Here is a 21,242-nt window from a genome sequence, read left to right on the forward strand (position 1 = left end):
GCCCCTGGGTCCCGGCTTCCGCCGGGATGACGAAGGGGAGGGCAATTGAAGCAATGCGCTCCAAACGCTATTAATGGAATAAATTCCCAAAACCTGTTAGGATCATGGACCCATCCCTTGCCTTCGGGAGCGCCGGCCCATGTCCCTGTCCCATAATCCCTACGACACCGACCACCCCACCCTGACGCCGCAGGAACAGTCGGAGGCCTGGTGGCGCGGGTCCTCCGACCTTCATACCAAGCCCTTTACCGAGGATGTGGGCTTCGCCCCTGATGAGCATCTGACGGAGGGTTACGTCTCCCGCAAGGTGACGGACGTCGCCTGGGCCAAGATCGCCTTCCACATCGCGGCAGGCCGCAAGATCAAGGAGATCACGGCGGAATATGGCGTGTCGCGCACCACCATCTGGCGCGCCCTGCAGCGCTCCCACAATCTACGCCGCCGCATCGCTGAAGAACGCGCCCTGCTGCGGCGGGAGGCGGAAAGCCGCTTCGTCTCCCTGCGCACCCTGGTGGTCGACAGCATCTACCATGCCGTGGCCAGCGGCGACATGCGCGCCACCCTGTGGGCCGCCGACCGTCTGGGCCTGGGCGGGGACCTGCTGCAACCGTCGGAAAAAAAGCCCAAGCCCGGCCACGCCCGCGTCCCCTCGGACTGGTTTTCCCCGGATGGTGCCGATGCCATCCGCCTGGAACCCCTGACCGCCCCCACCGCCGAAGCCCCCGACCTCGCCGCCGACCTTGCCGCCGACCTGCCCGACCCGTCGGCTCACACCGATCCACTCCCCTCGTCATCCCGGCGGACGCCGGGACCCAGGGGCCACACGCCCGACCTCTCCACCACGCCGGTTCCCGCCCAGGACCTGCCCCCACCCCCCTCCGACGCCATGGGCCAGTCCGGCGATTACCCGCCTGACTACCCCCCCGAACTGCGCTTCGCCCCGCCCAAACCGCCGGCCCGCGTGAACGCCGCATGCCCGCCCATCCCGCGCAATCCGGCGCCGCCCTTCCGCCCCGCCGCGCGCCACCGCCGGTCGGCCCCACGCCTGCTGGTCCGGATTCTCTTTGAGACCCAAACCGTGCTGGACAACCTGCCCACCACCCCCGGCCTGACCAACATTGTCTGGGCCGAACGTCCGCGCTGGCTGTCCTGGGCACCCAAGCCCGGCATCCTGTGAAACCGGCACGCAGGGGAGGTTGCGCCATGTTTCACAGGGTTAACGCCATGGTCTGACCTACGGGCGCTTTACGCGCCGCCCGCCGTGCATCTATAAACGGGGCACCGTTTACCCTTTGCTTCTGGTTTTCCATGCACGACATCCGTTCCATCCGCGACAATCCCGCTGCCTTTGATGCCGGCATGGCCCGGCGCGGCGTGGAACCGCTGTCTTCCCGCATCCTGGAACTGGATCAGGAACGCCGCGCCTGCCAGACGCAGTCGCAGGAGCTGCAGGCGCGCCGGAACGAGGCGTCGAAGCTGATCGGCGCCTATAAGAAGGACGGCAAGGACGCCCAGCCCCTGCTGGATGAGGTGGCGGCGATCAAGGAAAAGATGCCGCAGCTTGAAGAGCGGGAGAAGGAGCTGGGGGCCGAGCTGGACCGGATCCTGGCGTCTTATCCCAACATCCCGGCCGCGGAGGTTCCCGACGGCAAGGATGAACATGACAATGTCGAAATCCGCCGCATCGGCACACCCACGCCCATCGCCAATGCCAAGCAGCATTTTGAACTGGGCGAAGCCCTGGGCCTGATGAGCTTTGATCTGGCGGCCAAACTGTCGGGCGCGCGTTTCACGGTGTTGCGCGGGGCACTGGCCCGCTTGGAACGCGCCCTGGGCGATTTCATGCTGGACATCCACACGACCGAATACGGGTATGAGGAAGTGTCCCCGCCGCTGCTGGTCAAGGATGATGCCGCCTTCGGCACGGGCCAGCTGCCCAAATTCACCGAGGACCTGTTCCAGACAACCAACGGCTTCTGGCTGATCCCCACGGCTGAAGTGCCGCTGACCAACCTCGTCAACGATGCCATCCTGGACGCCGAGGAACTGCCCCTGCGCCTGACCGCCCGCACGCCCTGCTTCCGCTCAGAGGCCGGGTCCGCCGGTCGTGACACGCGCGGCATGATCCGCCAGCATCAGTTCTACAAGGTGGAAATGGTTTCCATCACCCGCCCCGACCAATCGGCGGCTGAGCATGAGCGGATGACCGATGCGGCGGAGACGGTGCTGAAGCGTCTGGGCCTGCCGTTCCGCACCGTCACGCTCTGTTCCGGCGACATGGGCTTCACGGCCCAGAAGACCTACGATATCGAGGTTTGGCTGCCGGGCCAGGGCGCCTATCGGGAGATTTCCTCCTGCTCCAACTGCGGCGACTTCCAGGCCCGCCGCATGAAGGCCCGCTTCCGCGCGAAGGGGGAGAAGTCGACCCAGTTCGTGCATACGCTGAACGGGTCCGGCACCGCCGTGGGCCGCTGCCTGATCGCGGTGCTGGAGAATTATCAGCAGGCCGACGGCTCCATCCTGATCCCGGAGGCCCTGCGCCCCTATATGGGCGGGCTGGAGCGGATTGCCGCCCATGGCTGATTTCGACTTCACCGGCACCCGCATCCTGATCAGCAATGATGACGGCATCCACGCTCAGGGCTTGGCCGTCTTGGAAGCAATCGCGCGGGAACTGACGGACGATGTCTGGGTGGTGGCGCCGGAGACGGAGCAGTCCGGCGCCTCCCACTCGCTGACCATGCACCGGCCCCTACGGGTGCGGGAACTGGGGCCGAAGCGTTTTGCCGTGGATGGCACCCCCACCGACTGCGTGCTGCTGGCCATCAACCATTTCATGGCCGACAAGAAGCCGGCCCTGGTCCTGTCGGGCATCAACCATGGTAGCAACCTGGGTGAGGATGTGACCTATTCCGGCACCATCGCCTGCGCCATGGAGGCCACGCTGCTGGGCGTGCGCGCCATCGCCATGAGCCAGCGCATGCCCCATGGCGGCCCGCCCAACTGGGCGGTAGCTAAAGGACTGGGCGGGCAGGTGGTGCGCAAGGTGATGGCCGCCGACTGGCCCAAGCTGGTCCTGATGAATGTGAATTATCCCGACGTTTCTGTCGGCGATGTCACGGGCGTGCATGTGGTCCGCCACGGCAACCGCAAGATCGGGGACGAGCTGGACGAGCGGATTGACCCGCGTGGTCGGCGGTACTTCTGGATCGGCGCGGCGCGCGGCGATGATGATGTGCCCGCCGACACCGACGTGCATGTCGTCAATCATGGCGGCATCGCGGTCACGCCCATCTTCTTGGACCTGACCCATTATGGTTGCCTGGAGAGCCTGAAAGGGGTCTTCGCATGACCAGCGGGGCGGCGCGCAAGATCAGATTGCTGATGCTGCTGCGCCGCCAGGGGGTAACGGACGTCAATGTCCTGCGCGCGATCGAGTTGATCCCGCGGGAGCTTTTCGTGCCGCGGCTGTTCCGTGATCAGGCCTATGAGGATACGGCCCTGCCCATCGGCCATGGCCAGACCATCAGCCAGCCACAGGTGGTGGGCCTGATGACCCAGGCACTGGAGCTGACCGACCGGCATAAGGTGCTGGAGATCGGCACCGGTTCGGGCTATCAGGCCGCGATTCTGGCCAAGATCGCGCGTAGGGTCTATACAATCGAACGACATCGTCCCCTGGCGCAGGAGGCGGAGCAGCGATTTACCGCCTTGCGTCTTCACAACATGACGGCCAGGGTAGGGGATGGCATCAAGGGTTGGCCGGAAGCGGCCCCCTTTGAACGGATACTGGTCACCGCAGGTTGCATTGGCAATCCACCTCATGGTCTAGTGGAGCAACTGGCGGTTGGTGGCGTCATGGTGATCCCGTTGGGGCCGGATCATCGGGCCTTGAATGTGGTTCGTATCCGCCGTGACGAAGATGGATTGAAGCGAGAGGTACTGTGGCCCGTCAGGTTTGTTCCCCTGCTGCCGGAAATCGCGCCGGAGACCGTATCGGCCTGAAGCGCCGGTTGGGCTTTGCCCTGGCGGCCCTGCTGCTGCCGGGCCTGATGCTGGCCGGCTGCTCGACGGAGGGCGATCTGCCCAGCAAGGCGGCGCGTGCCCCGGCGGCCCCCATCAATTCCATCTTCGTTTCCCGTGGCGACAATCTCTACAAGCTGGCGCAGCAGTACAATGTGCCTGTCCGTGACCTGATTGAGGCGAACGGCCTGACCGCGCCCTATATGCTGCAGCCGGGGCAGCGTCTGCTGCTGCCGCTGCCCAAGGTCTATGTGGTGAAGCCCGGCGACACGCTCTATGGCCTGTCGCGGCAATATCAGGTGGATACCGCCGAACTGGTCCGCCTCAATAACTTGCAGCAGCCCTACACGCTGAAAGCCGGTCAAACCCTGCGCCTGCCGGGCCAAAGCCCGGTGCCGGCCAGCACGACCGCCATCGCCTCTGCCCCCGTCGCCAAACCGCCCGGCATGCCGGCACCGGGGCGCAAACCGGAGGCACCGCCCGCCGCAAGCTCCATGCCGGCAGAGCGCGCACAGCGCCCGACGGTGGAGGTGGCGACCTTGCCGCCTCCGCCATCCGCCGCTCCGGCCACAACGGCGCCCACGCGGCCCGGCATCGTCGCACCACCGGCCACCGCGTCTGGATCGGCACTCGGTCGCAAGGGCGTGGAGACGGAAACCCTGGCCCCGCCGCCCGCCGCTGCGCCGGCACAGACAGTGCCCGCCGCCGTGGCACCCGACCGCCGTTTGGCTCCGCCCCCGGTCAGCACGACCCCACCGCCGGCATCCGCCCCGGTGGCCGAACCACCCCCCACCCAGGTCGCCACGGCCCCGCCGCCGGTTCCCCCACGGGAAGAGGCGGTGCCCGCCCGTGCCGGTAACCGTTTCCTCTGGCCCGTGCGCGGCACAATCCTGTCGGGATATGGGGAAAAGCCGGGTGGCCTGCGCAATGATGGCATCAATATCGGTGCGCCGCGCGGCACCGCCGTGGCCGCTGCCGAAAACGGCATCGTCGCCTATGCCGGCAATCAGCTGAAATCCTTCGGCAATCTGGTGCTGATCCGCCATGATGGCGGCTGGGTCACCGTCTATGCCCATCTGGATGCCATTGGCGTGGAGCAGGGACAGCGCATCACGCGCGGGCAGGGGATCGGTACCGTCGGCCAGACGGGCAATGTCCGCTCACCACAGCTACACTTCGCCGTGCGTAAGGGCGAACAGGTCCTGAACCCCATTGATCAGCTGGAAAAATAACGGCGAAGGGCAAGGTATCCCTTGCCCTTTCCGACATCATTCCTAAATCAAGCTTATATCCGGTTCAGACCGGCTTCGCCGCATGCCGGATGAATTCGGCGAAACCTTCCGCCGGCATCGGGCGGGCAAACAGGTAGCCCTGGCCTTCCTCAACGCCCAGCCGCTTCAGGATTTCCCACTGCGCCGGGGTTTCGATGCCTTCGGCTACCACCTTCAGGTCCATGGCCTGCGCCATGGCCACGATGGCCTCCACGATATGGCGAGTGCTCTGGTCCCGCTCCATATCCATCACGAACTTGCGGTCCACCTTCAGGCAGTCCAGCGGCAATTCCCGCAGGTAGGACAACGAAGAGTATCCAGTTCCGAAATCATCCAGCGCCAACGCCACCCCACGGTCGGCGATCCAGCGCATCTGCTGCAGGGCCCCTTCAAGGTCTTCCGGCAGGATGGTTTCCGTGATCTCAAGCTGCAGAAGATGCGGCGGTATACCGCTCTCGGCCAGCAGCACATCGATCAGGGCCGGCAGGTGGCCCCAGCGGAATTGCCGTTCCGACACATTCACAGCGATCTGGATCGGCGGCAGGCCGGCATCCAGCCATTCGCGAATCTGCTTGATGGCGTTACGCAGGACCCATTCCCCGATGGGAACAATCAGGCCCGTTTCCTCCGCCGTGGGAATGAACACGCCGGGCGGCACCATGCCCCGCACGGGGTGGCGCCAGCGCAGCAGCGCCTCTCCCCCCACCGGCTCCCCGCCTTGGATGGCGACCTTGGGCTGGTAATGCAGGACAAGCTGGTTATCACGGATGGCGGCCCGCAGCTCATCCTCCAGGTCCAGCCGTTCCTTCAAATCGTCGCGCATGGTGCGCGTGAAATGCAGGTAATTGGCCGTCCCCGACTTCACCGCCTGTTCCAGCGCCACGCAGGCATTGCGGATCAGCGACGGGCCATCGGTGGCGTCATTGGGCGACACGGCCACGCCGATCTTGGCCGACACGAACAGCTGCTGGCCTTCGACAATAATCGGTTCGACCATGGAATTGGCGATGGCCGACGCCGCAAACAGCGCCTTGCCGGCATGGTCCAAGCCCGGCAGAAAAATGGCGAACTGCGTCTGCGCAAACCGGCAGATCAGATCGTTGGAGCCGCAGACCGGCATCAGGCGCTTGACCAACGTCGCCATGGCCTGATCCAGGGCCTGCTGGCCATGGACGCGGAATAGCTGCGGCATGCGGTCAATCTCGACCACCAGGATGCCCGCAATCAGCCGCCCGTCATGCTGGGCCAGTATCTCGGCCACCCGGTTGGCAAAGGGCCGCATCTCCCAGACGCCGGTAACGGCATCGCGGGGGATGAAGTCGGCAGCCTGACCGCCATCCGTATTCAGTATCTTGGACAAAGTCACGACAGCGTTGTTCCGTGGTCCAGGCATCAGATCGGGGAATGTTCGGCGGACAAGAACTTGACCATATGCATCATCCTACCTGCTGCCTTTGTCGCGGGTTTCCACGGCTGTTCCGGCATCCGGGCTCCCGGCACCCCCCGAAACCTGTTCAGCCGGCGATACACCGATGGTGCATTCCGGCATGTCCAAATTACAGGGTAGGCAAGATCATTGCACATCCGACCCCTTGATGGAACGCATCAATAGCGGCAACGATCATTTTCTGACACTCTTTTTCGGCACCAGTTTCTTATAACCATAGAAAAGAACGTTCGTTAAATTATTGATATTTTTGGAGAGCCGGGGATGGAGTTTGCGCTGGGTAAACTGTTCGCAGCCGTGACATCGCCCGGCAATCTTCTGCTGCTGATAATGTTGACGGGTATGATCGCGGTTCTGGCCCGGCGGCACTGGGGCTTGGTTATTATGGCTGCGGGCTTGTTCCCCTTGCTGATCATTGCTGTCACCCCTGTTTCCACATGGGCACTCCTGCCGCTGGAGGAGCGGTTCTCCGCACCGGACCTGACGGTGATCCCGCCGGTTGACGGCATCATCGTCCTGGGCGGCGCACTGATGCCCATCGCCTCGCGCGAACATGGCGCGCCACAGCTGACGCGCGATGCCGAACGGCTGACGGTGCTGCCGGGACTGATGCGGCGCTTTCCGCAGGCCCGCGTGGTCTTCACCGGCGGCAGTGGTGACCCGCGCTATCCCGATGATCGGGAAGCGGCCTTCGTCCTTGCCCTGCTGACCGATTGGGGCGTCGATACCACCCGGATCACGCTGGAGGATGCGTCGCGCAACACCTGGGAGAATGCGGTGCACAGCGCGCCTTTGCTGAACACCGGCGAACATTGGCTGCTTGTGACATCTGCGGCCCATATGCCGCGCGCCATGGGTGTTTTCCGGTCCGTCATGCCCGATGTCCATCTGACGGCCTTTCCCGTCGCCTACAACGCCAACCGCATCGAGGCTGACCGTTTCGGCCTTAACCTGACCGATAATCTGGACCGTTTCGACAATGCCGCCCATGAATGGCGGGGATTGGTCGCCTACCGTCTCGCCGGGCGTATCCCGACGGTATTACCCTCTCCCTGACGCTTGCCCCTGTCTGCCTGCCCGTGCCACAACCGATGGGATCAGACACTGCGGAAGGCCCCCAGATGATGATGCACGCGATGCGAAGCCGCCTTCGGGGCCTGTTGCCGGCTTGCCTTCTGCTGGGCACATTGCTGGCCCAAACGGCACAGGCCGCACCGGATTTCCAGCAATGGCTGGGGGAGTTGAAGTCTGAAGCGCTGCGTGAGGGCATCCGCCCCGCCATCGTGGACACGGCCCTGACCGGTGTCGCCCCAATCCCCCGCATTCTGGAACTGGATGGCAAACAACCCGAACGGACCATCACCTTCGACACCTACCTGTCCCGGTCGGTCACCAAGGCACGCATCAAGAAGGCGCGTGAACGCATGGTGACGCACAAGGCGTTGCTGGCCGAAACTTCGAAGAAGTACGGCGTTCCTGCCCGCTTCATCGTCGCCCTGTGGGGCATGGAGACGGATTTCGGCGGCAATATGGGTGGGTTCAAGGTGGTGGATGCGCTAACGACGCTGGCCTATGACGGTCGCCGCAGCACCTTCTTCCGGGGGGAATTGTTGAAGGCGCTGCGCATCCTGGATGAGGGGCATATCGCGCCAGACCGCATGCTGGGTTCCTGGGCGGGCGCCATGGGGCAGTGTCAGTTCATGCCCTCCAGCTTCTTCAAGTTCGCCCAGGATGGAAATGGCGACGGCAAGCGGGACATCTGGACCACGCCTGCCGATGTCTTCGCGTCTGCGGCCAATTATCTGGCCACCGTGGGCTGGAAAACCGACCAGACCTGGGGCAGGGCGGTCCGTCTGCCCAAGGGTGCTGATTCGGCGGCCTGGGCCGGTTTGGACAAGCCGGCACAGCCGCTGTCCGTCTGGGCAAAGCGCGGTCTGCGCAGTTCAGACGGCAAACCGCTGCCCAAGGCCAAGATCGATGCCTGGCTGGTGCAGCCGGATGGGCCGAAGGGCAAGGCATTCCTGGTCTATGGCAATTATCGGACCATCATGGACTGGAACCGGTCCACCTATTTCGCAACCGCAGTCGGAATTCTCGCCGACCATATTGGCTCCGGTAAATGAGTTGATGTAGGCTGCGGCCACAATTGGTTGGGGTAGGGAAGTATGGCGCGGGCAAATCTTGTAAAACTGGCGGTCCTGGGTGTCACCATTGCGGGGCTGGCCGGCTGTTCCTCGCCGCCGCCGCCCAAGCCCCCGGCTGCTGCACCCGCACCAGTGGAGCCCAAGCCCACGCCGGGCGGCAGCTACAAGGTCGGCAATCCCTATCAGATCGATGGCGTCTGGTATTACCCCCGCGTCGATTATTCCTATAACGAGACAGGTATCGCCAGCTGGTATGGCCCCGGCTTCCACACCAAGATCACCGCCAATGGTGAGGGCTATAATGAGAATGAGCTGACGGCGGCGCATCAGACCCTGCCCATGCCCAGTCTGGTGCGCGTCACCAACCTGGAAAATGGCCGTTCCATCGTGGTGCGTATCAATGACCGTGGCCCCTTCGTGTCGGGCCGCATCATCGACATGTCGCGTCGTGGGGCACAGCTGCTGGGCTTTGACCAGCAGGGCACCGCCAAGGTCCGGGTTGAGGTTCTGGCGGAGGAAAGCCGCGCCATCGCCGCCGCCGCCATGAACTTCGCCTCCCAGGTCGCTGGCGTATCGCCCGACGGCGGCCCCGTGCCGCAGGCCGCCCCGCGCCCCAGCGTGACGGTGGAATCCACGCCCCTGGCCCCGCCCGCCGGGACCAAGGCCGCTCCCGGCAGCGCCATTCCGCCCAAGGTGGCGCAGGCAACGCCGGCACCGCCCCGTACCATCGCCGCCCCGACCAGTCTGGCCGGCACCACCACCGATGATGGCCGCTTCCTGCCGGCCCCCGTGGTCGAACAGCGCGCGGTTCCGGCCAAGCCCGGCAAGATCTATATCCAGGCCGGCGCCTTCGCCAGCTATGACAATGCCAACAAGCTGCGGGCCAAGCTGAATTCCATTGCGCCGACCAACCTGTCAAACGCCATGGTCAATGGCACGCAATATTTCCGCGTTCGTGTCGGTCCGTTCGATCAGGTCGAACGCGCCGATCAGGTGCTGGCCCAGGTTCTGCAGGCCGGCACGTCGGAAGCGAAGATCATCGTGGACTGATCCTGGCGCCCGGCGCCTGTGAAACCAGGGCCGGCACCATGTTTCACGATGTTGCACAATGTCGCGGTGGCGCGCAGGGCTGGACATGTCCACCTCGCCCGTCCCACTGTCGCCCTGGGGGTCTGGCCCCCACCTGTTCTTGTTGTGAAGGGTTGATGAAAGAGATGGATATTCGGATCGCACATCGGATGAAGGGTGCCGCCCGCTTCTTTGCCGCGACCCTCCTGTTCACGGTGTCGGCGCTGCCCGCGATGGCGGTCGATCTGGACACCATTGCCAGGGAAGCCATCCTGGTCGATGCCGAGACCAACACCATCCTGTTCGAAAAGAACGCGGATGAGCGTATGCCCACCTCGTCCATGTCGAAGGTGGCGACCGCCTACATGCTGTTCGAACGCGTGAAGGAAGGCCGTATCTCGCTCGACGACACGTTGCCCGTGTCGGAACGCGCCTGGAAGGTCCAGGGCTCCAAAATGTTTGTGGAGCTAGGCAACAACATCAAGGTCGAGGATCTGGTGCGCGGCATGGTGATCCAGTCGGGCAATGATGCCTGTGTGGTTCTAGCCGAAGGCATGTCCGGCACCGAAGAGGCCTTTGCCGCCGCCATGACCAAGCGGATGAAGGAACTGGGCCTCAACAATACCAACCTAATGAACGCCTCGGGCATGCCCGATCCGAACCATTATTCCACGGCCCGCGACCTGTCGATCCTGGCCCGCCACCTGATCCGGGATTTCCCTGATCATTATCATTATTATTCGGAGCTGGATTATACCTATCACGGTATCAAGCAGGGCAACCGCAACCCGCTTTTGTACCGGAACATGGGTGTGGACGGCATCAAGACCGGCCATACAGAGGCTGCCGGTTATGGCCTGATCGCGTCGGGTGAACGCGATGGCCGCCGTCTGGTGCTGGTCGTCAATGGTCTGCCCAACATGCAGGCCCGCGCCGATGAAAGTGCGCGCATCCTGGAATGGGGCTGGCGTGAGTTCGATAATTTCACCCTGTTCAAGGCGGGGGAGACGGTGGACAGTCTGCCCGTCTGGCTGGGTGTCGCTGAAACGGTGCCGCTGGTCATCCAGGATCAGGTGAAGGTCACCATGACCCATGATCAGAAGCAGAAGATGAAGGTCAGCTTCAAGGCCGACAGCCCCGTGGCGGCTCCCGTCACCAAGGGCGCCAAGCTGGGTACCCTGACCGTCACCGCACCGGGTCTGGAGACGCTGGAGCTGCCGCTGTTGGCCGGTGCCGATGTGGCACAGCTGGGTCTGTTCGGTCGCATGGGTGCTGCCCTGTCGCACTTCTTCGGCGGGTCCAGCCAGCCGGCGCCGACCCCAGCTCCGGCACAGTGACGGCCAGCATGGGACACGGGCGCTTCATCACATTGGAAGGCGGCGAGGGGGCGGGAAAATCCACCCAGATCCGCCTGCTGGCCGACGCGCTGCGCGCCGCCGGCATCAATGTGGTGACCACTCGCGAGCCGGGCGGCTCTCCGGGCGCAGAAGCGGTGCGTGACCTGCTGGTCAATGGGGAGCCGGGCCGCTGGCTGCCGGTCAGCGAAGCGATGCTGCTGTCCGCTGCCCGCCATGATCATGTCATGCGCACCATCCGCCCCGCGCTCGATGCCGGCCAGTGGGTGCTGTGCGACCGCTTTGCCGACAGCACCATGGCCTACCAGGGTTACGGCCATGGTCTGGACCATGGCGTGCTGACGACCCTGCGCGATATCGCCGTGGGCGACACCAGACCCGACCTCACCCTGATCCTCGATATCGATCCCGCCCAGGGCTTGGCCCGTGCCGCCGCTCGTCGTGGGGGGGAGGATCGGTATGAGAAGATGCAGGTCACGTTCCATGAGCGGTTGAGGGAAGGGTACCAAGCCATTGCAAAGGCTGAACCTTCTCGCTGTACCGTTATTGACGCGTCGGTCGGGATCGATGCAATCCAGGCCGCGATCCGTGCCGCCGTCGCCGACCGGCTGGGGGTGGCGCTGTGAGCGGGCAACCGCATGAGGCGGATGACGCGTTCAACCCGCGTCGCAATACCCATCTGGAAGGCCATGTCGCCGCACAGAAATTGCTGCTGGACAGCTGGAATTCCGGACGCATGCATCATGCCTGGCTGATCGGCGGGCCACCCGGTATCGGCAAGGCCACCCTGGCTTTCCGCATGGCGCGCTTCGTGCTGACCAAGGGGGGGCATGGGGAGCAGGAAATGGGCCTGTTCGGCCCGCCCCCCGAACCGACCAGTCTGGTGGTCGATCCCGATAGCGCCGTTTGCCACCGTATTGCCTCTGGCGGTCATGCCGACCTCCTGACGGTGCAGCGCACCTGGGATGAAAAGCGCAAGCGCTTCAAGCGTGACCTGCCCGTTGACGAAATCCGCAAGATCGCCCCCTTCCTGCGCCTGACCTCGGCAGAGGGTGGCTGGCGGGTGGTGATCGTCGATGGCGCCGATCAGTTGAATACCAGTGGTCAGAACGCCATTCTGAAAATCCTTGAGGAACCACCCTCCAAGGCCTTGATATTGCTGGTGGCCGATAATGTCGGCGCCATGCTGCCCACCATCCGGTCGCGCACCCGCAAGCTGGCGCTCGAACCGCTGAGCGAGGCGCAGGTGAAGGCTCTGCTGTTCCGTTATCTGCCCGACCTGGACGATGCGGAGCGCACGGCCCTGGCGCGCCTGTCGGAAGGTAGCATCGGCCGCGCGATGGAACTTCACACCGCCGGCGGCCTGACCCTGTATAAGGCCATGCTGGGCGTCTTCGACAGCCTGCCCAGGCTCGACATCGTGGAGGCCTATACCTTCATCGACGCGACCTTGCGCGGCGGAAACGAGGAGGCGAACTGGGTCGCCGTCACCGAACTGATCGGCTGGTGGCTGGGCCGCGTGGCCCGCGCCGGTGTCCGTGGCACCATCCCGCCGGAGGTGGTTCCCGGTGAGGCCGCCCTTGTCCATCGCCTGATGCAGGGGAGCCAACGGTCGGGTAACCTTGATCGCTGGGTAGAGGTGTGGGAGAACACGAACCATATGTTCGCCAAGGCGGAATCCGCCAATCTCGACCGGCGCCAGACCCTGATGTCGGTGCTGTCGCGGATCGAAGCGGCCGCTGCCGGCTGAACCCGTCCTTGTCGCTTCGCGGAGAAGTCCCATGTCCGGGCGCGCGCCCTATTACATCACCACGCCGATCTATTACGTGAACGATGCGCCGCATGTCGGCCACGCCTACACGACGATCGCCTGCGACGTGATGGCCCGCTTCAAGCGGCTGGATGGTTTCGACGTCAAGTTCCTGACCGGCACCGACGAACATGGCCAGAAGGTCCAGAAGTCGGCGGAGGCGTTCGGCACCAGTCCGCAGGAACTGGCGGACAAGAACTCCCAGAATTTCAGGGACTTGGCCAAGCTGCTTAACGTCAGCAATGATGATTTCATCCGCACGACGGAGGCCCGCCATATCAAGGCGGTGCAGTTCCTGTGGGAACGGCTGCTTGAAAGCGGTGATGTCTATCTGGGCAGCTATAGCGGCTGGTACTCCGTCCGCGACGAGGCCTATTACAATGAAGATGAGCTGACGGAACGCGACGGCCAGCGTTTCGCCCCCACCGGCGCGCCCGTCGAATGGGTCGAGGAACCCAGCTATTTCTTCCGCCTGTCCGCCTATGGCGAACCGCTGCTGAAGCTCTACGAGGAGCAGCCGCAATTCATCATGCCCTCGGGCAAGCGGTCGGAAGTGATCAGCTTCGTGAAGGGCAGCCTTCGTGACCTGTCGATCAGCCGCACTACGTTTGACTGGGGCATCAAGGTTCCGGGTGACGAGAAGCATGTGATGTATGTCTGGCTGGACGCCCTGGCCAATTACATCACCGCCGTCGGCTATCCGGATACGACGGGAGAGTTTGCGCAGTACTGGCCGGCCGACCTGCATATGGTGGGCAAGGACATCCTGCGCTTCCACACCGTCTATTGGCCGGCCTTCCTGATGGCGGCCAAGCTGCCGTTGCCGCGCCGCGTCTTCGCCCACGGCTGGTGGACGGTCGAGGGTGAGAAGATGTCCAAGTCGCTGGGCAATGTGGTCAAGCCCTCCGACCTGATCGAGACCTATGGCCTGGACCAGACGCGTTATTTCCTGATGCGGGAAATCCCGTTCGGCAATGACGGCGACTTTTCCAAACGCGCCATGGCCCAGCGGATCAATGTCGATTTGGCCAATGGTTACGGCAACTTGTGCCAGCGCGTTTTCTCCATGATTCAGAAGTATCATGACGGTCATTTGCCGGCACCGGACGTGCTGAGCGATGATGATCATGCCCTGCTGAATGCCGCCAAGGGCATGCTGGAAGCCGTGCGGGCCGAACTGGACGTTCAGGCCTTTAACAAGGCGCTGGATGCGATTTGGCACGTCGTGGACGAAGCCAACCGTTATGTTCAGGAAATGGCTCCGTGGACCCTGTCAAAGACCGACAAGGTGCGGCTAGGCACGGTCCTATACACCCTGGCCGATGTCATTCGCCAGCTGGCAATCATGACCCAGCCCTTCATGCCCGATACCAGCAACCGCATCCTGGATCTGCTGGTGGTGCCGGCTGACCAGCGTGGCTTTGCCAATCTGGCGGCCCATCCGCTGACGCCCGGCACGCTGCTGCCGCCCCCGGCCCCGGCCTTCCCGCGCTATGTTGAGCCGGAGGAGGCGAAATGATGCTGGTCGACAGCCACTGCCATCTGGATTTCCCCGACTTCGCGCCGGAGCGTGACGCGGTGGTGCAGCGGGCGCGGGATGCGGGCGTGGGTCTGATGCTGACCATCTGCACCCATATCAGCCGGTTCGGCCAAGTACATGATATCGCCATGAATTATGACGATGTCTATTGCACTCTTGGGGTGCACCCGCATCAGGCCGCCGAAGAATTCCCCCTGTGCAGTGAGGCAGAGCTGCTGCGCCTGGCGCGGCAGCCCAAGGTCGTGGGCATCGGGGAGACGGGGCTGGATTATTTTTACGACAAGTCGCCGCGCGATGTGCAGCAGGAAAGCTTCCGCCGCCATATCCGCGTCTGCCTGGAAACAGACCTGCCCATCATCGTCCATACCCGCGATGCGGATGAGGATACGATCCGCATCCTGCGAGAAGAGGGGCAGGGACGTCTGCGCGGCCTGCTGCATTGCTTCAGCAGCAGCCGGCAACTGGCTGAACAGGCTTTGGAAATCGGCTTCTACATCTCCCTGTCCGGCATCTTGACCTTCAAGAAGTCGGAGGAGCTGCGGGATACCGCCGCCATCGTGCCGATGGACCGGCTGCTGGTAGAAACCGATGCCCCCTATCTGGCGCCCGTGCCGATGCGGGGCAAGCGGAACGAGCCGGCCTTCGTGGCGCACACGGCCCGCACCCTGGCCGAGGTAAAGGGCGTGGACGCGGCCACCATGGCGTCCGTCTCCACCGCCAATTTTCTGCATCTTTTCAATAAGGTGCCGACATCGGCTCTGAAGGCGGCGTAAGTGTCCGCGATGGATGATATGCGTGTCACCATCCTGGGCTGCGGCGGGTCGGGCGGGGTGCCGCTGGTCGGCAACGTCTGGGGCAATGCCGACCCGACAGAGCCGCGCAATCGCCGCCGGCGACCCTCCATCCTGGTCCAGAACCGGGATACGACCATTCTGGTCGATACCGGCCCCGACATGCGCGAACAGCTGAACGATGCCGGGGTGAAGCGGCTGGATGGGGTACTCTATACCCATGCCCATGCCGATCACGCCCATGGCATCGACGACCTGCGGGCCGTGAACTGGCTGCAGCATGCACCGGTACAGCTTCATGGTGACGCCACCACCATGGACATCCTGACCCGCCGCTTTGATTACTGCTTCGCGGCGGCAGAGGTGAAGCCGCCCTTTTTTCCGCGTCCGGTCCTGATCCCCAATATCATCGATGGCCCTTTGACCATTGGTTCCATTGAGATTTTGCCGTTCGTGCAGGATCATGGCTATTCGGAAAGCCTAGGGTTCCGTTTTGGCCCCATCGGCTATTCCACCGACGTCGTTCATCTGTCGGACGAAGCGTTCGATATCCTGGCCGGGGTCGATACCTGGATCGTCGATTGTGTGCGTATCGAACCGCCGCATCCGGTCCATGCCCATTGGGAGATCACGCGCGGCTGGATCGAGCGGCTGCGTCCCCGCCGGACCATCCTGACCCACATGAACCAGAGCATGGATTACGCCACCCTGCGCGCCATGCTGCCGCCGGGGGTCGAACCGGGCTATGATGGCATGGTGCTGATACCGGGCGGGCAGGGGGATTAAACATCCTCCCACAATTGATTGTTTTGAAAGGAAGAGTTATGGCCACGCTGCGCACCGCCCTTGTCGGCTTCGGTTATGCGGGCCAGACCTTTCATGCGCCCCTGATCGCGGCAACGGTGGGCCTGGAACTGGCCTGCATCGTTTCCTCAAATGCCGGCAAGGTGCGGCAATATTGGGGAGAAGACGTCGCTGTCACGCCGGACATCAACATGGTGCTGGCCGATCCCGATATCGATCTGGTGGTGATCGCGACACCCAACGATACCCATGCCGACCTGACGCAGCGCGCGCTGCTGGCAGGCAAGCATGTGGTGGTGGATAAGCCCTTTAGCGTTACGCTGGACGAGGCCCGGGCGCTGGCAACCCTGGAACAGCAGACAGGCCGGACCCTATCTATTTTTCATAATAGACGCTGGGACGCTGATTTCCTGACCCTGTCACGCTTGATCAAGGATGGGACCCTGGGGCGGGTTACACAGTTTGAAAGCCATTTCGATCGGTTCCGGCCGGTCCCACGCGACCGTTGGCGTGAACAGGCGGGCGTGCCTGGGGCCGGCCTCTGGTACGATCTGGGCCCGCATATCCTGGATCAGGCCTTATGCCTGTTCGGCAGGCCAGCCAGCCTATGGGCCGATATCGGCACACAACGGCCCGGTGGCGGTGCCACTGACTATTTCCACGCCATCCTGCGCTATGCTGACGGTTTGCGTGTGATCTTGCATGGATCGATGCTGACAGCAGACAGTGCTTTGCGTTTTGCAGTGCATGGGGACAGTGGCAGCTTTGTGAAGCACGGCCTTGATAGCCAGGAGGACATGCTGAAGGCAGGTCTGGCACCGGGCTGCGACGGCTGGGGCTTGGATCCGCGACCTGGGCAGCTGACACGCGTTGATGCTGATGGAACCATGACAATGGCAGCCCATACGGGCCTACCGGGTGATTATCGCTGCTATTATGCAGGGGTAGCAGACACGATCAGGGGCCTGCGGCCAAACCCGGTCACAGCCAGCCAGGCCATAAACGTGATGGAGATGATTGAGGCCGGTGTGCAAAGCGCATTGACGGAACATACCGTAAAGCTTTGATGGGATGGGATATTATTTTCCATAAGATAAATTATCAATTTTTTTATTGTAAGCGGGGTGGGTTCTATTTTGAAGTGCGACTCTTCTTTATAATCAGTTGGTTATGGAAACACCTTCGCGTAGTGCACTGACGATCTCGCGCCGGAACCATGTGTGGGCCGGATCGTCTTGAAGCCGTTTATGCCATGCGACGCTGACATCGAAGCCACCAAGGTCGATTGGCGTTGGCAGGATGGCCAGCGGTGCCAGAACGGCCACCCGCCTTGCCAATCCGGATGGCACCGTCAAGGACCCCATATCGGTCTGTGCCACCACAAGGGGGGAGGCCATGAAATCCGGCAATACCGGCGCCGCCGTTGCCAATGCCCTTCTCTGTCGCGGGGGCATGGCGTAAGGATGATCGTCCGCGATACCGGCAAGGGAGCCGCCTGGGCAGCACGGGGGGCGGAGGTGGCCGTAGCAGACCTGGGCGATGTCCCTGCCCTGACCCAGGCACTGCGCGGAACGGATGGGGCCTTTCTGTTGAGCCCGCCCCGCTATGACATTGCTGACCCGATTGAGGCAGCGGCCCGGACCGGAACCGCCCTTGCAGCGGCCAGCAAGGCAGCTGACCTGCCCCTGCCCTGGTCGTGGTGCTGTCCTCCATCGCGGCCCAACACACGACCGGCACCGGCATGATCAAAACCAACAACCGGGTGGAGATGGCATTCAAAGCGGCAGGTGCCAAGGCGACCTTCCTGCGGGCCCCCTATTTCCTGGAGAATCTGGGCTCGGTGCTGCCGCTGGTTCAGGAACAGGGCCTGCTTCCCAGCCTGATCGATCTGGACCAGCGGATGGACATGATCCCGGTTCGTGATATCGGCGCCGCTGCTGCCGATCTGTTGACCGGATTGGCTGCGGCAGCCCCGGTCGTGGAACTGCACGGGCAGAAGCCGATCACGATCCGGGAAATTGGCGCCGCCTTCGAACAGGTGCCGGGTAAACCAGTACAGGTCCTGGGGGTACCCGCGCAAGGTTGGGCGGAAGCGATAGCCCAGTGGGGCCTTCACCCGGCTGTGCAGAAGGAATTCTTGGAAATGCATACCGGCATCGCGGACGGGACCGTGGATTGGGAAGGGTGCCCTGCCCTGCACGGCGCAACCGCGCTGACCGAATGGGCGCGTCTCATCCTGAACCGCGGATAAAGATCGGGCCGGACGGTCGCCCGTCCGGCCCAGTTTTCACCTGTTACCGGGAGCGTGAACCGGTCAGGCGGCGCGTGCTTCCGTAAGGTAGCGTTCAACCTGCTGCGACAGCTTGCCGGCGCCGAGGCTCAACTCATCCGCGCTGCCTCGCACCTGTGCGGCGGCGGCCCCGGTCTCGCCAGTGGCCTGGTTGACCCCGCTGATATGCTCCGTCACGTCACGGGTGCCGGCAGACGCCTGGGCGATGTTGCTGGCAATCTCGCGGGTGGCGGCCTGCTGCTGCTTGCTCCACGGCCGCAGAGATGGCCGCAGCGGTGGCGTGCAACTCGCGGATCATGGTCGTGACACCGCGCAGGGCACCACCAGCCCGTCCTGACGCGGCCTGGATTTCCTCCACCTTCTGACGGATACGGTCGGTGGCCTGCGCCGTCTGGGTTGCCAGCCCCTTCACCTCACCGGCCACGACGGCAAAGCCCTTGCCTGCGTCCCCGGCCCGCGCGGCCTCAATCGTGGCGTTCAGGGCCAGGAGATTGGTCTGGCTGGCAATGGCCTTGATCAGTTCAACAACCTCGCCCACTTCCCGAGCGCTTTCAGTCAGTTGACGCATCAACTCGTCAGCCTGGCCAGCCTCCTTCACAGCCATGCTCGTCCTGCTGTTCGATGCCTCTGCCTGACGACCGATCTCCTGAATGGAAGCGGCAAGCTCTTCGGTGGCGCTGGCCACGGCGGCGACATTGGCGCTGGCTTCCTCGGCAGCGGCGGCGACAGCCACCGACTGCCCGCTGGCATTGTTGGCCGTCATGCTGAGCGCATCGGCGGCGCGGGCCATCTCGTCGGCAGCCTGGGCAACAAGATCCACCACGCCCTTCACATTCGCCTCGAAGTCATTGGTCAGATTGACCTGCTGGGTCACCAGCGACCAGGTCAGCATAGGCGCCACATAACGGCCTTCACTGTCCAGGATCGCCGTCACCCGCAGATCCATGACCTCCCCACCCAGCTTGATCTTGGTCCGGTGCGGCAGGTTGGCCGGATTGGACAACAGGCGGCGCTGATGTTCGGGATGTTTGTGCAGAATGTCGATCGACTTGCCCACCATCTCGTCCACCTTGCAGGGGAGCAGGTGTTCAACCGTCTTCAGCACCTCGGCGCTGCGCTTGTTCATGTAGTTGATGCGGAAATTGTCGGCGGGATCACAGGTCATCACGCCCAGCGGGGCATCGGCAATCATCTGCGCCTGGGCAAAGGCCTTGGCCACGGTGCCACGCAGTGTGTCGAAGGCCTGCGCGATCCGCCCGATCTCATCGCCCCGCGCCCAATCCAGCGCGCGGGTCACCTTGCCGCCCGCCAGTTCGCCAATGGCGGCACTGACCCGGTTCAGTGGCGTCACGACCGTCCGCGCCAGGGCGAAAGCACAAAGCAGTGCGACCAGCGCGGCACCCGCAATGACCGACCATAGCATGGTCAGCATGCCATCCAATCCGTTGTCGGCGATCACCGTCCGGTCGGCCAGCTGCGCCCGTTCTGCCTTTTCAATGGCATCCAGGGCCTTGCTCAACCGCGCCATGATCGGCGCGCTGGCATGCTGGGCCACCATATCCCGGGCCGCCTGCAGCCCGCCGGGCTGTCCGGCCAGCGTGACCTCCCGATCAGCCACACTCGTCTGCCAGTCCGACGCGGCAGCAGCAATTTCCCGCAGTTGGGCCTGTGTCGCAGGATCTTCACCCGACAGGCCCATAGCTTCATCCATGGCCTTGGTAAAATTGGCGCGGGCCGGGGGCATCGGGGTCAGGAACTCCTTATCGCCCGTCACCAGAAAGGCGCGCAGCGCGCTTTCCTGCTGCTGGATCGATTGCTGAAGGACCGAGACCTTATCCAGCACCTGATAACTTTGGGTGTTCAGATCAACCGCTTCATGTGCCCTGTTCAAGAAGCTGGTGATCCCGACACCGGAAAGGGCGACGACACCGATCACTATACCAAAGGCTAGTGACAGCTTGCCTGTAACCGAAAGGTTAGAAAGATAAGACCGCACGGCACGCTCCTGTTCTGGCACGACGATTTCTTCGCCTGCGCTTAACGTGCGCCCTGATTATTACCTGAAATTTAACTTTTGCTGTTGACATGGTTGAAATATTGGAAACCATCCATTTGCACAGAAAAATATGTGTAGATAATTCGGCAAACATATCAATAGGCAAAAAGAAACCCCGGCATCTTTCGATGCCGGGGTTATCCTTGTCACCGTTCAGTCAGGGGCTTTCAGGCCACGCCCAACTTGCGGTCATCCTCGCGCTTGCGGGCCGGTTGATAGGCGATAGCCGCATGTTCAGCGCAATAGGGCAAACCATTCAAGGAGGGCTTGCCGCAGAAATGGAAGTCAGGCGACTTTGGATCGCCAACCGGCCACTTGCACATCCGTTCCGTCAGGGAAAGGATCGTTGCACCCTTGGTCGGCTTCTTCTTGATGGGTGACGGCCGGCCAGACAGGCCCAGACGGTGCGCCTTACCGATCACGGCATTGCGGGTGACATTCCCCAACAGCTCGGCGATCTCGCTGGCGCTCATGCCTTGACCCCAAAGCTGGCGCAGCTTCTCAACGCGCTCTTCGCTCCAGGTGCTTTCCGTCGCTTCCACGCTCCAGGTCCCCTTGTGCTATGGCAATTACCGACACCGGAACAGATAGTTCACCACATTGGCGGGTCTAGCCCCAGACACTGCGGATCGCTGTCTTATCC

General features: G+C 63.2%; 22 protein-coding genes. 18 read left to right on the forward strand and 4 right to left on the reverse strand.

What is annotated here, in order from left to right; genetic code table 11:
• The first annotated feature begins 139 nt into the window (after positions 1 to 139).
• From ACODSP_RS25765 to ACODSP_RS25785, 5 genes are all read left to right on the forward strand, one after another.
• Positions 140 to 1,177, forward strand: coding sequence for a hypothetical protein (locus ACODSP_RS25765; RefSeq protein WP_488968384.1), 1,038 nt, complete (start codon positions 140 to 142; stop codon positions 1,175 to 1,177).
• Between the two features lie 131 nt (positions 1,178 to 1,308).
• A complete protein-coding gene (gene serS, locus ACODSP_RS25770; protein ID WP_488968385.1) occupies positions 1,309 to 2,583 on the forward strand; it encodes a serine--tRNA ligase in 1,275 nt (424 codons plus the stop codon).
• Complete coding sequence (gene surE / locus ACODSP_RS25775) at positions 2,576 to 3,352, forward strand: 5'/3'-nucleotidase SurE (RefSeq protein WP_488968386.1); 777 nt, start codon at positions 2,576 to 2,578, stop codon at positions 3,350 to 3,352. Before serS ends, surE begins: the two co-directional genes overlap by 8 nt.
• On the forward strand, positions 3,349 to 4,005 hold the full coding sequence (locus tag ACODSP_RS25780; protein WP_488968387.1) for a protein-L-isoaspartate(D-aspartate) O-methyltransferase: 657 nt from the start codon (positions 3,349 to 3,351) through the stop codon (positions 4,003 to 4,005). Before surE ends, ACODSP_RS25780 begins: the two co-directional genes overlap by 4 nt.
• Complete coding sequence (locus tag ACODSP_RS25785) at positions 3,945 to 5,255, forward strand: LysM peptidoglycan-binding domain-containing protein (protein WP_488968388.1); 1,311 nt, start codon at positions 3,945 to 3,947, stop codon at positions 5,253 to 5,255. Before ACODSP_RS25780 ends, ACODSP_RS25785 begins: the two co-directional genes overlap by 61 nt.
• A gap of 64 nt (positions 5,256 to 5,319) precedes the next feature.
• On the opposite strand, the gene ACODSP_RS25790 is transcribed toward ACODSP_RS25785, so the two are convergent.
• On the reverse strand, positions 5,320 to 6,660 hold the full coding sequence (locus tag ACODSP_RS25790; RefSeq protein ID WP_488968389.1) for a putative bifunctional diguanylate cyclase/phosphodiesterase: 1,341 nt from the start codon (positions 6,658 to 6,660) through the stop codon (positions 5,320 to 5,322).
• A gap of 345 nt (positions 6,661 to 7,005) precedes the next feature.
• On the opposite strand from ACODSP_RS25790, the gene ACODSP_RS25795 reads away from it, so the two are divergent.
• From ACODSP_RS25795 to ACODSP_RS25855, 13 genes are all read left to right on the forward strand, one after another.
• Positions 7,006 to 7,797, forward strand: a complete 792-nt coding sequence (locus ACODSP_RS25795; protein ID WP_488968390.1) for a YdcF family protein — start codon at positions 7,006 to 7,008, stop codon at positions 7,795 to 7,797.
• 80 nt (positions 7,798 to 7,877) lie between these two features.
• A complete protein-coding gene (locus tag ACODSP_RS25800) occupies positions 7,878 to 8,864 on the forward strand; it encodes a lytic murein transglycosylase (protein ID WP_488968391.1) in 987 nt (328 codons plus the stop codon).
• A 42-nt stretch (positions 8,865 to 8,906) separates the two neighbouring features.
• A complete protein-coding gene (locus ACODSP_RS25805) occupies positions 8,907 to 9,935 on the forward strand; it encodes a septal ring lytic transglycosylase RlpA family protein (RefSeq protein ID WP_488968392.1) in 1,029 nt (342 codons plus the stop codon).
• Positions 9,936 to 10,099: 164 nt separating this feature from the next.
• The gene (locus ACODSP_RS25810) at positions 10,100 to 11,290 is read left to right on the forward strand and encodes a D-alanyl-D-alanine carboxypeptidase family protein (RefSeq protein WP_488968393.1); all 1,191 of its coding nucleotides are present in this window, start codon (positions 10,100 to 10,102) and stop codon (positions 11,288 to 11,290) included.
• An 8-nt stretch (positions 11,291 to 11,298) separates the two neighbouring features.
• Positions 11,299 to 11,934: a dTMP kinase gene (gene tmk / locus ACODSP_RS25815; protein WP_488968394.1), complete on the forward strand. Its 636-nt coding sequence runs from the start codon at positions 11,299 to 11,301 to the stop codon at positions 11,932 to 11,934.
• Entirely contained in the window at positions 11,931 to 13,058 is a 1,128-nt protein-coding gene (locus tag ACODSP_RS25820) for a DNA polymerase III subunit delta' (protein WP_488968395.1), read from the forward strand. Before tmk ends, ACODSP_RS25820 begins: the two co-directional genes overlap by 4 nt.
• Before the next feature lie 31 nt (positions 13,059 to 13,089).
• The gene (metG, locus tag ACODSP_RS25825) at positions 13,090 to 14,637 is read left to right on the forward strand and encodes a methionine--tRNA ligase (RefSeq protein WP_488968396.1); all 1,548 of its coding nucleotides are present in this window, start codon (positions 13,090 to 13,092) and stop codon (positions 14,635 to 14,637) included.
• Positions 14,637 to 15,431, forward strand: a complete 795-nt coding sequence (locus ACODSP_RS25830; RefSeq protein WP_488968407.1) for a TatD family hydrolase — start codon at positions 14,637 to 14,639, stop codon at positions 15,429 to 15,431. Before metG ends, ACODSP_RS25830 begins: the two co-directional genes overlap by 1 nt.
• A gap of 9 nt (positions 15,432 to 15,440) precedes the next feature.
• Positions 15,441 to 16,235: an MBL fold metallo-hydrolase gene (locus tag ACODSP_RS25835; protein WP_488968408.1), complete on the forward strand. Its 795-nt coding sequence runs from the start codon at positions 15,441 to 15,443 to the stop codon at positions 16,233 to 16,235.
• Positions 16,236 to 16,273: 38 nt separating this feature from the next.
• Positions 16,274 to 17,320 carry an oxidoreductase gene (locus ACODSP_RS25840; protein WP_488968397.1) on the forward strand — a complete coding sequence of 349 codons (1,047 nt, stop codon included), beginning with the start codon at positions 16,274 to 16,276 and terminating at the stop codon, positions 17,318 to 17,320.
• Between the two features lie 232 nt (positions 17,321 to 17,552).
• A complete protein-coding gene (locus tag ACODSP_RS25845) occupies positions 17,553 to 17,714 on the forward strand; it encodes a hypothetical protein (protein ID WP_488968398.1) in 162 nt (53 codons plus the stop codon).
• A 2-nt stretch (positions 17,715 to 17,716) separates the two neighbouring features.
• Positions 17,717 to 17,998, forward strand: a complete 282-nt coding sequence (locus tag ACODSP_RS25850; RefSeq protein ID WP_488968399.1) for a hypothetical protein — start codon at positions 17,717 to 17,719, stop codon at positions 17,996 to 17,998.
• The gene (locus ACODSP_RS25855; protein WP_488968400.1) at positions 17,995 to 18,504 is read left to right on the forward strand and encodes an NmrA family NAD(P)-binding protein; all 510 of its coding nucleotides are present in this window, start codon (positions 17,995 to 17,997) and stop codon (positions 18,502 to 18,504) included. The genes ACODSP_RS25850 and ACODSP_RS25855 overlap by 4 nt, the downstream gene beginning before the upstream one ends.
• Positions 18,505 to 18,567: 63 nt before the next feature.
• Here the strand turns inward: ACODSP_RS25855 and ACODSP_RS25860 are convergent, their stop codons facing one another.
• The 3 genes from ACODSP_RS25860 to ACODSP_RS25870 all read right to left on the reverse strand — a co-directional run bounded on the left by ACODSP_RS25860 (position 18,568) and on the right by ACODSP_RS25870 (position 21,141).
• Positions 18,568 to 18,720 (reverse strand): hypothetical protein, encoded by a 153-nt coding sequence (locus ACODSP_RS25860; RefSeq protein ID WP_488968401.1) that lies wholly within the window; start codon positions 18,718 to 18,720, stop codon positions 18,568 to 18,570.
• A 1-nt stretch (position 18,721) separates the two neighbouring features.
• Positions 18,722 to 20,539 (reverse strand): methyl-accepting chemotaxis protein, encoded by a 1,818-nt coding sequence (locus ACODSP_RS25865; protein WP_488968402.1) that lies wholly within the window; start codon positions 20,537 to 20,539, stop codon positions 18,722 to 18,724.
• Positions 20,540 to 20,766: 227 nt separating this feature from the next.
• On the reverse strand, positions 20,767 to 21,141 hold the full coding sequence (locus ACODSP_RS25870; RefSeq protein WP_082372212.1) for a GcrA family cell cycle regulator: 375 nt from the start codon (positions 21,139 to 21,141) through the stop codon (positions 20,767 to 20,769).
• Positions 21,142 to 21,242 lie beyond the last annotated feature (101 nt).

The organism is Niveispirillum sp. FG156, assembly GCF_057809555.1.

What these genes read in the sequence shown, in the direction of transcription:
- ACODSP_RS25765 (WP_488968384.1), top strand. Translation starts at nt 140, where the DNA reads ATGTCCCTGTCCCATAATCCCTACGACACCGACCACCCCACCCTGACG.
- serS (WP_488968385.1), top strand. Translation starts at nt 1,309, where the DNA reads ATGCACGACATCCGTTCCATCCGCGACAATCCCGCTGCCTTTGATGCC.
- surE (WP_488968386.1), top strand. Translation starts at nt 2,576, where the DNA reads ATGGCTGATTTCGACTTCACCGGCACCCGCATCCTGATCAGCAATGAT.
- ACODSP_RS25780 (WP_488968387.1), top strand. Translation starts at nt 3,349, where the DNA reads ATGACCAGCGGGGCGGCGCGCAAGATCAGATTGCTGATGCTGCTGCGC.
- ACODSP_RS25795 (WP_488968390.1), top strand. Translation starts at nt 7,006, where the DNA reads ATGGAGTTTGCGCTGGGTAAACTGTTCGCAGCCGTGACATCGCCCGGC.
- ACODSP_RS25800 (WP_488968391.1), top strand. Translation starts at nt 7,878, where the DNA reads ATGCGAAGCCGCCTTCGGGGCCTGTTGCCGGCTTGCCTTCTGCTGGGC.
- ACODSP_RS25805 (WP_488968392.1), top strand. Translation starts at nt 8,907, where the DNA reads ATGGCGCGGGCAAATCTTGTAAAACTGGCGGTCCTGGGTGTCACCATT.
- ACODSP_RS25810 (WP_488968393.1), top strand. Translation starts at nt 10,100, where the DNA reads ATGGATATTCGGATCGCACATCGGATGAAGGGTGCCGCCCGCTTCTTT.
- tmk (WP_488968394.1), top strand. Translation starts at nt 11,299, where the DNA reads ATGGGACACGGGCGCTTCATCACATTGGAAGGCGGCGAGGGGGCGGGA.
- metG (WP_488968396.1), top strand. Translation starts at nt 13,090, where the DNA reads ATGTCCGGGCGCGCGCCCTATTACATCACCACGCCGATCTATTACGTG.
- ACODSP_RS25830 (WP_488968407.1), top strand. Translation starts at nt 14,637, where the DNA reads ATGCTGGTCGACAGCCACTGCCATCTGGATTTCCCCGACTTCGCGCCG.
- ACODSP_RS25835 (WP_488968408.1), top strand. Translation starts at nt 15,441, where the DNA reads ATGGATGATATGCGTGTCACCATCCTGGGCTGCGGCGGGTCGGGCGGG.
- ACODSP_RS25840 (WP_488968397.1), top strand. Translation starts at nt 16,274, where the DNA reads ATGGCCACGCTGCGCACCGCCCTTGTCGGCTTCGGTTATGCGGGCCAG.
- ACODSP_RS25845 (WP_488968398.1), top strand. Translation starts at nt 17,553, where the DNA reads ATGGCCAGCGGTGCCAGAACGGCCACCCGCCTTGCCAATCCGGATGGC.
- ACODSP_RS25850 (WP_488968399.1), top strand. Translation starts at nt 17,717, where the DNA reads ATGATCGTCCGCGATACCGGCAAGGGAGCCGCCTGGGCAGCACGGGGG.
- ACODSP_RS25855 (WP_488968400.1), top strand. Translation starts at nt 17,995, where the DNA reads ATGATCAAAACCAACAACCGGGTGGAGATGGCATTCAAAGCGGCAGGT.